The sequence below is a fragment of the Streptococcus raffinosi genome (assembly GCF_030284685.1).
GTDB lineage: Bacteria > Bacillota > Bacilli > Lactobacillales > Streptococcaceae > Streptococcus > Streptococcus raffinosi.
The window spans coordinates 31,539-45,794 of record NZ_JASUZV010000014.1 but is presented as its reverse complement, the minus strand read 5'-3'; the positions used below and the strand labels follow the sequence as shown (position 1 = coordinate 45,794).

The following is a 14,256-nucleotide window of genomic DNA, read 5'->3' as shown; positions in this document are numbered from 1 at the left end:
CCTCGTGTCTCTGCTTCATCCTCCGATGTAGCCTATTCATATTATCATCTCTTGCTTACCTTGTCAATAACTTTTTTTAAAGTTTTAGAACTCTTTTAAGTTAATGTCAGTCTACTTGAGACAACTTTCATATCTTATCATTCATTACACTGGATGTCAATATGTTTTTAACGAAACTTACTTCCCTTTTCTAGATTGAACCTTTTGGAATCCTTGATATAATATCCAACCGATTAATATCCCTAGAGTGTTCTGACAGAAATTCGGTATGATTTCTGCGACGGCAGATCCTATTCCATACATAAATATTGAAGCAAGAGCATAACCACCAACCATTGAAATTGTAGCAAGTAGCAAACCTACAATACGATATTTTCCCTTAAATCCAGCAAAATATCCTTGCGCACCATGAATCAGTAAACTAATAAACATCCATTGTGGGGCAGACGATAAGAGATCAATCAGAAATGCTGATAAACCTCCTACAATAGCTCCCTCTTTTTTACTTAAATAGAAGGCGGTAAAGTAGATACCTGCATCTACCAAAGTCAACAATCCTGTTGGTGTGGGGATTTTAGCTACAAATCCAAAAGTGACTGACAACGCTGTTAAAACAGCTAACAATGTTAGTTTTTTTGTTTTATCATTTTGCATATTGAACTACTCCAAATTCATTTGATTGCTTAATTGATTCAAAAACAAAGGCTTTAGCATTAGCTACAGCGTCAATTTCTGAATATCCCTTAACTAATTCACTTGCTATACTAGAGGCAAACGTACAACCTGCACCTGTATTATTTTTATCCAATACAGCCTCTTCAAAGATTTTATAGTCTTTTCCATTATAAAAGACATCTATTGCTTTATGATTATTTAAACGATTACCACCCTTAACGATGACTGTCTTAGCACCTAATTCATTTAAAATACAAGCTGCACTCCTCATATCGTCAAGAGTATGGATTTTTTTATCAATAAGGAGCTCAGCTTCTGGTAAATTTGGAGTTATGACTGTAACATATGGGAAAAATTTAACCAATTCATTACGTAGCCGAGAAACCTCAACGTCATGGGTCTCCTTACAAACTAATACAGGGTCCAAAACAATTGGTATTCCAGGATGATTCTTAACAAAATCCAAAGTTAGCTCTGCGATTTCAACGTTTGGTAATAACCCAATTTTAATTGCTGAGAAAGGCACATCTATTAGTGATTCCAGTTGTTGCTTAAAGACCTTGCTATCAATCGGAATGACCTCAAAACCATGTTCCGTCATCGCTGTCAGACAAGTCAAAGCTACAAAGCCATGTTGCTTATTGGTTGTAAATGTTGCTAAGTCTGCGTGAAGCCCTCCACCACTAAAAATGTCATTACCTGAAATGGCTAAAATTAATTCATCACTCATATTTTATCTCCTTCAAATATAATCCATTACCTGATGCTGTCGGTCCCGCAAGCTTACGATCACAACTTTCCAAAACTGTCTTAACTTGAGAAATAGGCATGCGACCATTTCCAATTTTCAACAATGTTCCGACCATGTTTCTAACTTGCTTATAAAGAAAACCATTGCCAGAAAACGTAAAGACATAGAATCCAGTTTTTTCATCAATTGAGACTCGAGCTTGGGTAATTGTGCGCACCTTATTTTCTACAGAGGTACCCGAAGCTGTGAAACCTGTGAAATCATGCGTACCAACCAAATCTTTGGCAGCTTCTTGCATAGGAACTAAGCTTAGTGGATAGGGATAATGGGTGGCATAATTTCGCATCATAGGATTTTTAGGACGGCCTGCATCTACTAGAAACTCATAAGTCTTACTATGTTTATTGTAACGTGCATGGAAATCCTCTGATACAAGTTCGATACTAACAATATCAATATCATCTGGGCATTGCGTATCTAAACCGAAACGCAGCTTCTCTGGATCCCGCTCCTGAGGCAAATCGAAGTGAATAACTTGTCCATAGGCATGAACACCAGCATCCGTTCGACCTGCTCCGTGAATTACTACAGGTGTGCCACTATTTAGCCGCAATAGCGTTTTCTCAATTTCCTCCTGAATAGAGCGAGCGTCTGGTTGTCTTTGAAAACCTGAAAAAAGTGTACCATCATAGGAAATTATTGCTTTGTATCTAACCATAAGCTTATCATATCAAATTTAATTGAGGATAAAAAGTGGTTAGGCTATAAATTGACCCCATACAGTTTTTGTGGTAAAAAAAAGACGCTCAAGGCGTCTTTTCATTACAGGTCTTCTAAAGCATCTTTTACTTTGTTAAAAAACCCTTTTTTCTGTGGGGCAATCTTTTCATCACCACTTGCTTTGGCAAAGGCGAGAAGAGCCTCTTTTTGAGCATCATTGAGCTTCGTAGGTGTCACAATCTTCACTGTAACGTGTTGGTCTCCTTGTGATCCACCACGAAGACGTGGGGCACCCTTACCTTTGAGACGGAAAGTTTTACCTGTTTGAGTTCCGGCTGGAATAGTCATCTCAACATTTCCATGAACTGTTGGTACTTCAACAGTGTCACCAAGAGCTGCTTGAACAAAGGAAATGTTAAGAGTGTAGTATATCGTTGATCCGTCACGAGTAAATTTGTCACTTGGATTTACATTGATGATGACAAAGAGATCTCCGTAAGGACCGCCATTGAATCCGGCTTCACCTTGACCAGCAAGACGGATTTGCTGACCTGTTTCAACACCTGCTGGAATCTTGACAGATACTTTATGGCTTTGTTTTTCATGTCCTGTTCCATGACAAGTTTGACAAGGATCCTTGATTTCTTGACCTGTTCCATGACAGACATCACAAGTTACTTGACGTCGCATCACCCCAAGTGGTGTTTGCGTATCAACATTGATAACCCCTTGACCGTGACAACGGCCACAAGTTACAGGACTTGTTCCCGGTTTTGCACCAGATCCTGAACATGTCTTACATGTCGCTTCACGGTTGTAGTGAACTTCTTTTTCAGCACCAAAAACAGCCTCTTCAAAACTTAGGTTGACACGATACTGAAGGTCATCTCCTTGGCGAGGAGCATTCGGATTGCGAGCAGCACCGCCACCAAAGAAGCTTGAGAAGATATCCTCAAAGCCTCCGAAGCCTGCTCCACCATCAAAACCACCGAAGCCACCTTGACCACCAAAGCCTGCATTAGCGCCATCAGGTCCATATTGGTCATAAGCTGCACGTTTTTGATCGTCACTTAATGTCTCATAGGCCTCTTGGACCTCTTTATATTTTTCTTCTGCGCCTGGTTCTTTATTAATGTCTGGGTGGTATTTCTTAGACATCTTACGATAGGCACGTTTTATTTCATCTTGAGAGGCATCCTTAGATACCCCAAGACGATCGTAATATTCAGTATTGTTCATAATTTAAGATACAAAGGGCATCCAATGAAGAAAGCCAAAACAATAGTTTTTAAGAGGGATAAATGGACCTTTTAATTAGCTATCTTTCTGGCTTGGTTCATAGCCCGTGTTCACCAACGAACACTCTTTGTTCCTTTCTTTTTTATTTTTCACAACATGAAGCAGAAGCATATCTTGCATTTACTTCACTTATTTTACCGAAAAACAGAGGCTGGTTTGCAACCTCTGGATTTCTTTTTATCATTTAGTTGTTAAGCTGAATTGAGCACGCCCTAACCTCTTGGTGAAAAAGATAAATCTTTCTAGAAACTAAAGTTTCTGCGTCAGATTTCCTATTTTCACTGTGAGGTTTTAACGGGCTTTGCATCTTACTTTTCCGTAAACTCTCCGTCTACGACATCGTCACCTGAATTATCTGCTGTTTGTGCACCTTCTGCTCCTGCTTGAGCTTGTTGTGCTGCTGCAGCTTGTTCGTAAAGTTTAACGGCAAGAGCTTGAGCTTTTTCGTTAAGAGCTTCCAATTTAGCCTTCATGTCATCAAGATTGCCTGATTCTTGAGCTTTCTTAAGATCGTCAAGGGCTGATTGAGCAGCATCACGTTCTGTATCGAAACCTTTACCTTCTGTTTCTTTGATTGTCTTTTCAGTAGCAAAGATAGCTTGGTCGACTTCGTTACGAAGATCTACTTCTTCTTTACGTTTTGCATCTGCTTCAGCATTTGCTTCGGCATCTTTCATCATTTTTTCAATTTCTTCATCAGTCAAGCCTGAGTTAGATTGGATAACGATGTGTTGTTCTTTTTGAGTTCCAAGGTCTTTCGCTTTAACAGATACGATACCGTTCTTGTCGATGTCGAATGTTACTTCAATTTGTGGGATACCACGAGGTGCAGCTGGGATATCTGTCAATTGGAAACGTCCAAGCGTCTTGTTATCTGCTGCCATTGGGCGTTCCCCTTGAAGAACGTGAATATCAACGGCTGGTTGGTTGTCTGCTGCAGTTGAGAAGACTTGTGATTTAGATGTTGGAATCGTAGTGTTGCGGTCGATAAGTTTTGTGAAGACGCCACCCATTGTTTCAATACCAAGTGACAATGGTGTTACGTCAAGAAGAACGACGTCTTTAACATCACCAGTGATCACACCACCTTGGATAGCAGCACCCATGGCAACAACTTCATCAGGGTTAACTGATTTGTTTGGTTCTTTACCAGTTTCAGCCTTAACAGCTTCTACAACGGCTGGGATACGAGTTGAACCACCGACAAGGATAACTTCATCAATATCTGACAAGCTCAAGCCAGCATCTGAAAGGGCTTGACGAACTGGAGTTTTAGTACGTTCTACAAGGTCACGAGTCAAATCATCAAATTTCGCACGAGTCAATGTCATTTCCAAGTGAAGAGGTCCAGCATCACCAGCAGTGATAAATGGCAAGCTGATTTGTGTTGAAGTGACACCTGAAAGGTCTTTCTTAGCTTTTTCTGCTGCGTCTTTCAAACGTTGAAGAGCCATCTTGTCTGTTGACAAGTCGATGCCGTTTTCTTTCTTGAATTCTTCAACCATGTGATCAATGATTTTTTGGTCAAAGTCGTCACCACCGAGTTTGTTATCCCCTGCAGTTGCCAATACATCAAAGACACCATCACCGAGTTCAAGGATAGATACGTCGAATGTACCACCACCAAGGTCGAATACCAAGATCTTTTCTTCTTTATCAGTCTTGTCCAAACCGTAAGCAAGAGCTGCGGCTGTTGGTTCGTTGACAATACGTTCTACTTCAAGACCAGCGATTTTACCAGCGTCTTTAGTTGCTTGACGTTGAGCATCGTTGAAGTAAGCTGGAACTGTGATAACTGCTTTGGTTACTTTTTCACCAAGGTAATCTTCAGCATAACCTTTCAAGTATTGAAGAATCATAGCTGAAATTTCTTGTGGTGTGTATTCTTTACCGTTTGCAGAAACTTTTTCAGAAGTACCCATCTTAGATTTGATAGAGATTACTGTATCTGGATTTGTGACTGCTTGACGTTTTGCAGCGTCACCAACGATGATTTCACCATTTTTGAATGAAACAACTGAAGGTGTTGTACGGTTACCTTCTGGGTTTGCGATAATTTTTGATTCAGTTCCTTCAAGAACTGCTACTGCTGAGTTTGTTGTACCTAAGTCAATACCAATAATTTTAGACATATGTTTTTCTCCTTGAATCTATCTTCTTTTTTTCTTTTTGATACTTCCCTTAAGTGGTGGGGACGTGAGCAACTCCCTTCGGGATTTCATCACTTATTTTTGAGCCTACTGTCTCAAAAATCCCCTGTTTCAGTAGCACACGCTACTGAAACTTTCACCACGACGGGAAATATCTGCTTTGCAAGCCTATGGCTTGCTTCTTATCTTTCTTTCATAGTTTAGTGTCGTTTCGGACAAGTTTCCTATTATGTTACAACACGAGGAGTCGAAATCAATATTATTTCGACGACGAGTTAGTAAGGAGGCTAGGCAAACGCCATAGCGACTGCCGTTTTCTGACGAGTCGCTTTAGCTACCGTCAGAATTGCCTAGTTGAACACGCCCTAAGCTCTGGGTAAAAAAGATAGATTTCCTTGTGTTCATCGAACACCTCGTCAATCTCCTATTTTTACTGTGAGCTTTTTACGGGCTTTGTATCCTAGTTATAAACCACTACCATGGCTGGGCGTAGGACGCGTTCATGAAGTTTGTAGCCTTTTTGGAAGACTTGTGCAATGGTGTCTGCTGGATGTTCATCATCTGCTGGCATGGTTTGAATAGCCATATGGAAGTTGTGGTCAAAATCACCATCGGCTGGGATTTCTTCGATTCCTTCCTCTTTGAGAGCATGTATCAAACTTTCTTGTACCATCTCCAAGCCTTTTTTAACATCATCAGTCAAACCTTCAACGGCAAGAGCACGTTCGAGATTATCCAATGATGGCAAAATAGCTTTTGCCAAATCCTGACTACGATATTTTTGCAATTGTTGACGTTCTTCATTTGCACGGCGCTGAATATTTTGCATTTCTGCATGGGCACGGAGGTATTTGTTTTCCAACTCCTCTGCACGCGCTTGTGCTTCTTCAAGTTCAGAAGGGTCTTTTGCTTCCTCTACAACTTTTTCAGTTGTTTCAGTAGTTTCCTCTTCTTTTACTTCTTCTTTTTTAATATCTTCTGTCAAGGCATACACCTCTTTCTATACTTTTTAAACTTTATATATTAGTTAACTTCGTAATGGTTACTATTGAGATACCGATAATAATCCGTCAACTTCATAACCAAAACCCTACCGATAACATTGACCAAACTAATCATGCGATGATAATCCATTTCAACAGGACCAATCACATGCATAAGTGCCATCCCACGATAAGGAATCAGGAATTTATGACTGATGACTGTTATATTTTCAAGAGCTTCTTCAGTTAATTCAGCAACCGAAACCTTGGTCACTTCATCATCGGAGATAGCTGATCGAAGCTCCAGCGCCACATGTTGTGGATTATCCAAAAACTGATAAGTTTTTAAATCGGCATAGGCCAATGATGCAACCTTACCTTCGATGAAAATCAATTCCCTAAAGAGTTGTGAAAAGATATAATCAAACAAATCCAAAACATTATCTGTTGTTTTAAAATACTTTTGCACAATCTGAGGAATCTCTGTCCGTAATCGATAATGGATATCTAAAACAGTGTTCCCCAAGAAACGTTCTTGAACAAGTTTATGAAAAATTTCCAAATCACTAGACAAGAAATTCTTCGGAATAGCAAACTGAACTGTCACCGGCTTAGATTCATCCAAAGTAAGAACTGCTAAAGCGTCATGATTAGACAACTGAACGATTTCAAATCCCGTCAGACGCTGTCTTGTCGGCTCCACATCTTGAATCACTGCTGTGCATCCTGTCATTTCTGCCAGCAACTTTGCCGTTGCGTCCAAAATGTCTTCAAGTTTAAAAGCCTCAAAGTCGAAGGCCTTGACAACTTGATAAACATCCTGCTCATCAATCGTATCAAGATTCAAAGAGTTAGCGACAAAATATTGAAAACCTGCTCGGCTTGGCATACGCCCACTAGAAGTATGGGCTTTTTCAAGATAACCCATTTTTTCTAACTTGGCCATGTCATTTCGAATAGTCGCTGAACTTGAATCGATAGATTCTTGCAAAGCTTTAGAACCAACTGGTTCATGGGTACGAGTGAACATCTCAACAATCAAATTCAAAATAGCATTTTGTCTTTGCGTAATCACGATGTCACCTCATTTCTATTTATTAGCACTCTCATATGCCGACTGCTAACTTATGATTCTATTATACACCTAAACTCTAACATGTCAACACAAAAAACCAAAAAAATTAGCACTCTTTTTACAAGAGTGCTAAAAATACATCTAAAGACCTAGAAAAATAAAAAATACCCTCAAGGGGCATTTTAATCTCAGCGATCATATTTTGACAAATGATAGGTTTCAACAATAGAAATGAGATGCTTAGCATAGTCCGGATCACTGTTGAAACCTGCAGCTTGTAATTTTTCCGCCGCAACTTTATAACTAGTCGTTCCTGCTACCTCTTTATAGGTTGACTCACCCCATCTTCCCTGACGAAGACCTTCCAAATAAGCCAACATAGAACTTGACCAATCCTTGAAGACTGCAAAATCTACCTTTTGATATTGCCATTTACCTTTACTATAAACGTTATCTTTCAGAAGGATATGCTCCTGACCCGGCTGAGCAGATAGACTATATAGATTATGATATTTGACCGACAAAAGACTGCTACCGTAATTAGACTCATACGCCGCTTGACTAAGGAGAATAGAGGCAGGTACACCGTAGGTTTTGGACATCTTTTGCGCTGTAGGAGCCAAGTTGTCAACGAATTCTTTCTGTGTGTAGGCAACTTTGACTGAACGAGCATTGTCATCCGTAGACGCATGCAAGATGAGTGGCAAAAGGATACCTAGAGCGAAAACAGCAACTAAGATTATGAAGGCTTTTAGTTTAAAACGTCGTCTCACTTAGTCTTCTCCTTTAATAGTGCCAGATATTCTTCTAAGGTAAGGTCATGCTTGGTCATATACTCTGCCGACTTTTCACCAACATAACGGAAATGCCAGTCCTCATAATCTACGCCTGTTGATGACGCCTTTCCCTCTGGGAAGCGAAGAACAAAGCCGTATTTTGGTGCTAACTCCTTGACCTTAGCAACCGTATCAGGATCTGCTTCGTTTAGGCTATCAACGGTACTCATATCAATTGCAAGACCTGTTTGATGTTCACTAGCACCAGGAGGTTGTGAGTACGTTTGAACCTTTTTCTCTGCTTGAGATTTCGTCAAACTTGGATCTGTAGCCATTTCTTGTTGAACATAGGTGTTATAAAGTTCTGTTTGATAAGCAACACTGCGGTAACCTGAAATGAGATGATAACTTGGATCAATTTCTTGAGCTGCTGCTAAAAATTCTTTGACGTTCTTAGCAATTCTGGAATCTACGGAAATACCATCAACATCTGCAATCTTTGGATTAAGCTCTTTAGACTTATTATCTCGATTTACCAAAAGCAATTCCCAGTCTTTCGGTGATACATCAGGAAGTCCTTTCGTATCTTTACTCTGAGTTGCACTTGCAGTTTGCTTGTCACTCTTTGTGACTGATGTTCCACTGGTTTGTTGAACCGTATGATGCACACCAAATAGTGAATAGGCTCCCGCCACAACTAGCAATACTACAATCAAGACACTACTAACAATCAAAAACCAATTGGTTTGTTTTTTCGCCTGACGACGACTTGGATACTTATTTGTTGCCATTTTCTTTTTCTATTATCTCTCGTCCAACCTGACGATAAGTCATCTCGCCAAGCGTTTCTAATGTGAATTTTCCATTGTCATATGTAACGACAGTTACCGAACCATTATCTAATGAAGGATGTTCGACAGAAGGGTCAATTAACCAAGCGAGGGTCGCAATAGTCATGCCGTGACTGACGACAATAGCATCACCACCACCAGCTTTTAACACATCCTCTGCAATAGCTGTAAAACCCTCTATAATACGTTTTTTAAGAACTTCCCAAGGTTCTGCCCAACCAGCCGTATCCACATCAAGAATACTCTGTGCAAGCTCGGGGTAGCTCACTTCGTATAAATCCTTACCTTGAAAAGCATCTGTTCTCGGTAGCACACCATAGAAAAGTTCGCCATCGTAGCCACCATCTAAACTACCAAAGCACCACTCACGAATGCGCTTGTCCCGTTTATACGGAATGCTCTCAAAACCAGTCTCACGTAAGATAATGTCCATGGTTTGAATGGTACGTCCCGAATCACTAGAATAGGCAGACTTGAAAGGAATACCTGCCGCTTTTAGACCTACACCCAGCTCACGAATGCCCTCTTCACCAGATGGCGTTAAAGGACTATCGGACCAACCTTGCGCACGTCCAATAGTATTAAACATGGTTTTTCCATGTCTCGCAATATACAACTTAACCTTACTCATGGCGCCCCCTTCTTTCCGTCATTTTGAATTCATTATAGCACAAATCCACCTGACTATCTAGCTAGCGAAACCATCAGAAAATGCTTCACCAATCGGTAAAGCACTTATCATCACTTTAGTTTTTAAAGCTATGAACAGGAGCTGGGATTTGACCACCACGCGCTATAAAATCAGCCGAAGAAGCTTTATTTACCTTCATTACTGGCGCATAGCCAAGGAGACCACCAAGTTCAAGCATATCACCTTCCTTACCATAAGGAATGATGCGAACAGCTGTTGTTTTCTGGTTAATGACACCAATAGCCGCTTCATCAGCAATCATAGCTGCAATTGTTGTATCTGGCGTATCAGCTGGAATAGCAATCATATCCAAACCAACAGAACAGATAGCCGTCATAGCTTCCAATTTTTCAAGGTTGATATGACCAGACTTAACAGCTGCGATCATCCCCTCGTCTTCAGAAACCGGGATAAAAGCACCTGACAAACCTCCGACTTGGTTACATGCCATGATACCACCCTTTTTAACTTGGTCATTAAGAAGGGCAAGAGCTGCAGTAGTACCATGCGTACCAACAACTTCAAGACCCATTGCTTCAAGTACACGAGCCACTGAATCACCTACTGCTGGAGTTGGTGCAAGAGACAAGTCTACAATACCAAATTCAACGCCTAGTCGTTCGCTAGCCATCTGACCAACCAACTGACCAACACGTGTGATTTTAAAAGCCGTCTTCTTAACTGTTTCTGCTAGAACATCGAAGCTTTCACCTGGAACCTTCTCAACAGCACGCTGCACCACACCAGGGCCTGAAACCCCAACATTGATTACAACGTCAGCCTCACCAACACCATGGAAGGCACCTGCCATAAAGGGATTATCTTCAACCGCATTAGCAAAGACGACCAATTTACCTGGGCCCATTGGATCTGCTTCAGAAGCTTCTTTGATGATACGTCCCATGTCACGTACTGCCGTCATGTTAATACCAGTTTTTGTTGAACCGATATTTACAGATGAGCAGACAAAATCAGTCTCAGCAAGCGCACGTGGGATAGAATTAATAAGAATCTCATCACCTTTTTGGTAGCCCTTTTGAACAAGGGCAGAAAAACCACCAATAAAGTTAACACCGATTTCTTTAGCCGCACGATCAAGTGCTCTGGCAAATGGTACATAGTCTGTCGCATCTGTCGCTGCACCAATGATTGAGATTGGCGTAACTGAGACACGTTTGTTAACAATTGGAATACCAAGTTCAGCCGCAATTTCGTCACCAACTGCTACCAAATTCTTAGCTTTAGAAACAATCTTGTTGTATACCTTTTCCGCAGCCTTATCAATATCTGAATCAATACAATCAAGGAGTGAGATTCCCATGGTAATGGTACGAACATCAAAGTTCTGTTCCTCAATCATGGCAATGGTTTCTGTAACCTGTTTAATATCCATTTTTTAGCTACTCCTATCTTACAAGTTGTACATAGCATCAAAAATCGCTGAACTTTGGATGTTGATTTTAACGTTCAATGATTCACCAAAGGCTTCCAATTCACCACGTAGGTGAGTAAAATCCTGCTTATCTTCTGATGATACCACTGCCATCATCGTAAAGAACTCATCAAGGACTGTTTGGGAAATGTCGTCAATGTTCAAGCCAAGCTCTGCAACCTTAGTCGCAACTCCTGCAACAATACCCGCTTTATCCTTACCTACAACTGTAATAATCGCTTTCATGACAAGCCTCCATCATTTTATTTTGTATAATTTTAGCATATTTTACGTAAAAAGGCTATTTTTTATAGAAAATATACCTTTTTAAGCGAAAAAGACGAATATTTTCACCCGTTTTAGCTAGTATCGTTTATGAATTAGATTCATACCAATATCTAAAAACGTGTGGATAACTAAATTTACAGCGTCAGTCTTTTTTATGATTTCTCATCTTAAAAATTCAATGATGCACACTGTCCACTGACTTATCCACAATTGTGGATAACTCTGTGGGTAACTTGTCGATAAATAAAAAATACCACCCCAATTGAACGGCATCCCAAAAGTTAGACAGAAAAAATCTAACTTTTGAGATCAATACAATTCAGGTGATATTATCAATTTATTTCCACTTTAAATTAACATGAGCATTCATTTCTTTATAGGCAGTATCCACACGTTCTTTGGTTTCTTCGTCTAGTTGATTTCTATATTTTCCACCTTTGATGAAATCCTCTAAGATGTAGGTTTGGTAGGTATACAAAGGATAACCTTCCGGTGAAACTGTTCCCTTAGGTGTACGGTTAACCCAGGTTGGGTGCGCTTGAGCTGTCTTAATCGTGGTTTGACCATTTTTCTTTTCAAGAGTCAGGTCCATCAAAACACCTCTCTCCGTCCATTTCGCGCTATCCACACCGTCCATTGTCTCTATACGCTGGTTAGAAATGAAATTCCCCATCGAGTAAATGATAAGCTTTTGCTGTCCATCTTTTTTTACCACCTCAGACGGCTCAACCACATGAGGATGTCCTCCAAAGATAACATCAGCCCCCCAATCAATCATCTTATGATAAAGGGTAATCTGCTCTTTTGTCGGTTCCAAACGATACTCAACGCCCATCTGCGGCATGATAACAGTGATATCAGCTTCTTTTTCAGCACGTTCAATCTCAGCCTTCATACGTTTTTCATCTAGATTCGACAAATAATCCGCAACCTCTTTCTTAGTCAGATTTGAATCCAGACCGTTGTAACCATAAGAATAGGAGAGTATCGCAATCTTGATACCATTAACATTCTTGATGAGTAGGGGTGCCTTGTCACGCACAGGTTTTTCATAAACACCGATAGGGTCAATGCCTACTTTTTTAAAGGCATTAGCTGTTGTAAAAGCCCCCTCTAAACCAGAATCCAAAATATGGTTGTGGGCCAAATCCATGACATTATAGCCAGCATCCTTGATTGCCGTAGTCACTGCTTGAGGAGCATTAAATAAGGGATAACCCGACAGAGGATAATCAGGATTAATGGTCCCTTCGAAATCACCCAAAACCAAATCAGCCTGCTTTAACCACGGTTTCACATAAGTAAAATTTTCCGTAAAATCATAGCTACCATCTTCCTGAAGGGCACTCATATAAAGACCGTCGTGATAAAGCAAGTCACCATTTGCCATGATACGTGCCGTCTTTACTTGATTCGAACCATTTTTCCGCTGTTCATTATTCCCATTAACAATTAAAATTTCAAGAAAAAGCAAACCTAAGACGAGGGCAATCAACCCCATCAAAATCTTATTAGTCATTGCAATGTCACGCTTTTTAGCACGGCTCTGTTCCATAGTAATCTCCTTTTTCACACTTCTAGTGTACCAAAAAAAGTTATCCATAAATCGTAAATAAGATTAATAAACGATTACATCTCACCTCTATAATGATTGACAAGCATAGAAGTTGTTTCGAAACAAGATAAAAACCCTACTTCAGCAGAAGTAGAGTTCTATTAATCATTATCGTGTTGGTGTATATTCCAAATCTTTGCCATGCTTAGCAACAAAATCTGTCATTTCAGAATCTGGAATTTGACGCAAGTAGAGATTAGCACGAATCGTTTCATCCTCCTCACGACAAGTAGAAAGAACGAGGTATTTATCTGAAGCACTAACCTTCAAATCCTTGTTTTTAACACTAGCGTGATCATAAATGATGTCCAACTGTTGTTTAAAGTCTTTATCATTTTCAAAAGATGTACGATAGAACGCTGTATCCTCAGGTACGATGACCATCGCAAGGGCTTCGTAATAATACTTACGTTGAGGTGTTTCTATAACAACATATTTGTGTTTGTCAAAGAATGACTGATCACTGTAGTAGTTAACATCATTGAACATACGGCTATCAGCAACCTTACTTCCTCGAGCATGACCAAAGAGCCAAGTCAAGCGGTCACTGAAGTCTTTCTTATTATCTGTGTCCATGAAGACTGTTCCTAAATAAGGAACATTGCCTCCATCAAATGTTTTGTTCAAATAAGTTGAATTATCTGTTGTTTGAACAACTGGCTCATCTAATTTCGTCCCTGGTGCATAAACATAGGCTATAGTATCAGGGTTAGTTGCAGTAAGGCCATCAAACTTGTTCTTTAGATAAGATTTTTCCTCATCTGAAACCTTATAAGTGCTTGCTTTTTTGGTAGTCAAAGCACTCTTAATACCATTAGAAGATGACGCTGTTGGCGACATGTACTGGAAGCCAAGGAAAATTGCCAAAGCAGCAATCACTAAGGCTGAAATCCCAGCAATCAGTTTTTTGCGAGATCCAGTAGATTTACGATTATGACTACTCATGAAAT

At 40.1% G+C, this 14,256-nt stretch carries 14 protein-coding genes; all 14 read right to left on the bottom strand.

The features are described 5' to 3' along the window. Positions 1-177 precede the first annotated feature (177 nt). The gene (locus QRD39_RS09085) at positions 178-654 is read right to left on the bottom strand and encodes an ECF transporter S component (RefSeq protein ID WP_285956287.1); all 477 of its coding nucleotides are present in this window, start codon (positions 652-654) and stop codon (positions 178-180) included. Then, a complete protein-coding gene (locus tag QRD39_RS09080; protein ID WP_285956286.1) occupies positions 644-1,405 on the bottom strand; it encodes a bifunctional hydroxymethylpyrimidine kinase/phosphomethylpyrimidine kinase in 762 nt (253 codons plus the stop codon). Before QRD39_RS09080 ends, QRD39_RS09085 begins: the two co-directional genes overlap by 11 nt. Continuing rightward, positions 1,398-2,144, bottom strand: coding sequence for a tRNA pseudouridine(38-40) synthase TruA (gene truA, locus QRD39_RS09075; RefSeq protein WP_285956285.1), 747 nt, complete (start codon positions 2,142-2,144; stop codon positions 1,398-1,400). The genes QRD39_RS09080 and truA overlap by 8 nt, the downstream gene beginning before the upstream one ends. Before the next feature lie 104 nt (positions 2,145-2,248). Continuing rightward, entirely contained in the window at positions 2,249-3,385 is a 1,137-nt protein-coding gene (dnaJ, locus tag QRD39_RS09070; protein WP_008536278.1) for a molecular chaperone DnaJ, read from the bottom strand. 368 nt (positions 3,386-3,753) lie between these two features. Beyond that, positions 3,754-5,577, bottom strand: a complete 1,824-nt coding sequence (gene dnaK / locus QRD39_RS09065) for a molecular chaperone DnaK (protein WP_285956284.1) — start codon at positions 5,575-5,577, stop codon at positions 3,754-3,756. A gap of 478 nt (positions 5,578-6,055) precedes the next feature. Then, the gene (gene grpE, locus QRD39_RS09060; RefSeq protein ID WP_021144896.1) at positions 6,056-6,580 is read right to left on the bottom strand and encodes a nucleotide exchange factor GrpE; all 525 of its coding nucleotides are present in this window, start codon (positions 6,578-6,580) and stop codon (positions 6,056-6,058) included. Between the two features lie 38 nt (positions 6,581-6,618). Next, on the bottom strand, positions 6,619-7,653 hold the full coding sequence (gene hrcA, locus QRD39_RS09055; RefSeq protein ID WP_060934206.1) for a heat-inducible transcriptional repressor HrcA: 1,035 nt from the start codon (positions 7,651-7,653) through the stop codon (positions 6,619-6,621). A 188-nt stretch (positions 7,654-7,841) separates the two neighbouring features. Next, entirely contained in the window at positions 7,842-8,426 is a 585-nt protein-coding gene (locus QRD39_RS09050; RefSeq protein WP_008536272.1) for a glycoside hydrolase family 73 protein, read from the bottom strand. Beyond that, positions 8,423-9,220, bottom strand: coding sequence for a M15 family metallopeptidase (locus tag QRD39_RS09045; RefSeq protein ID WP_285956283.1), 798 nt, complete (start codon positions 9,218-9,220; stop codon positions 8,423-8,425). Before QRD39_RS09045 ends, QRD39_RS09050 begins: the two co-directional genes overlap by 4 nt. Then, positions 9,207-9,911: a histidine phosphatase family protein gene (locus QRD39_RS09040; protein ID WP_285956282.1), complete on the bottom strand. Its 705-nt coding sequence runs from the start codon at positions 9,909-9,911 to the stop codon at positions 9,207-9,209. The genes QRD39_RS09045 and QRD39_RS09040 overlap by 14 nt, the downstream gene beginning before the upstream one ends. A 115-nt stretch (positions 9,912-10,026) precedes the next feature. Further along, complete coding sequence (locus QRD39_RS09035; protein WP_002888271.1) at positions 10,027-11,364, bottom strand: PFL family protein; 1,338 nt, start codon at positions 11,362-11,364, stop codon at positions 10,027-10,029. Positions 11,365-11,382: 18 nt separating this feature from the next. Beyond that, positions 11,383-11,649: an ACT domain-containing protein gene (locus QRD39_RS09030; protein ID WP_002888272.1), complete on the bottom strand. Its 267-nt coding sequence runs from the start codon at positions 11,647-11,649 to the stop codon at positions 11,383-11,385. Between the two features lie 379 nt (positions 11,650-12,028). Continuing rightward, the gene (locus QRD39_RS09025; protein ID WP_037609552.1) at positions 12,029-13,246 is read right to left on the bottom strand and encodes a CapA family protein; all 1,218 of its coding nucleotides are present in this window, start codon (positions 13,244-13,246) and stop codon (positions 12,029-12,031) included. 168 nt (positions 13,247-13,414) lie between these two features. Next, positions 13,415-14,251 carry a class B sortase, LPKTxAVK-specific gene (gene srtB / locus QRD39_RS09020; protein ID WP_008536263.1) on the bottom strand — a complete coding sequence of 279 codons (837 nt, stop codon included), beginning with the start codon at positions 14,249-14,251 and terminating at the stop codon, positions 13,415-13,417. Between the last annotated feature and the right edge of the window lie 5 nt (positions 14,252-14,256).

Excerpts from the sequence above, each read along its gene's own strand:
- QRD39_RS09025 (WP_037609552.1), bottom strand. The coding sequence starts at position 13,246 with ATGGAACAGAGCCGTGCTAAAAAGCGTGACATTGCAATGACTAATAAG.
- QRD39_RS09085 (WP_285956287.1), bottom strand. The coding sequence starts at position 654 with ATGCAAAATGATAAAACAAAAAAACTAACATTGTTAGCTGTTTTAACA.
- QRD39_RS09030 (WP_002888272.1), bottom strand. The coding sequence starts at position 11,649 with ATGAAAGCGATTATTACAGTTGTAGGTAAGGATAAAGCGGGTATTGTT.
- QRD39_RS09045 (WP_285956283.1), bottom strand. The coding sequence starts at position 9,220 with ATGGCAACAAATAAGTATCCAAGTCGTCGTCAGGCGAAAAAACAAACC.
- QRD39_RS09040 (WP_285956282.1), bottom strand. The coding sequence starts at position 9,911 with ATGAGTAAGGTTAAGTTGTATATTGCGAGACATGGAAAAACCATGTTT.
- dnaJ (WP_008536278.1), bottom strand. The coding sequence starts at position 3,385 with ATGAACAATACTGAATATTACGATCGTCTTGGGGTATCTAAGGATGCC.
- truA (WP_285956285.1), bottom strand. The coding sequence starts at position 2,144 with ATGGTTAGATACAAAGCAATAATTTCCTATGATGGTACACTTTTTTCA.
- QRD39_RS09080 (WP_285956286.1), bottom strand. The coding sequence starts at position 1,405 with ATGAGTGATGAATTAATTTTAGCCATTTCAGGTAATGACATTTTTAGT.
- dnaK (WP_285956284.1), bottom strand. The coding sequence starts at position 5,577 with ATGTCTAAAATTATTGGTATTGACTTAGGTACAACAAACTCAGCAGTA.
- srtB (WP_008536263.1), bottom strand. The coding sequence starts at position 14,251 with ATGAGTAGTCATAATCGTAAATCTACTGGATCTCGCAAAAAACTGATT.
- QRD39_RS09035 (WP_002888271.1), bottom strand. The coding sequence starts at position 11,364 with ATGGATATTAAACAGGTTACAGAAACCATTGCCATGATTGAGGAACAG.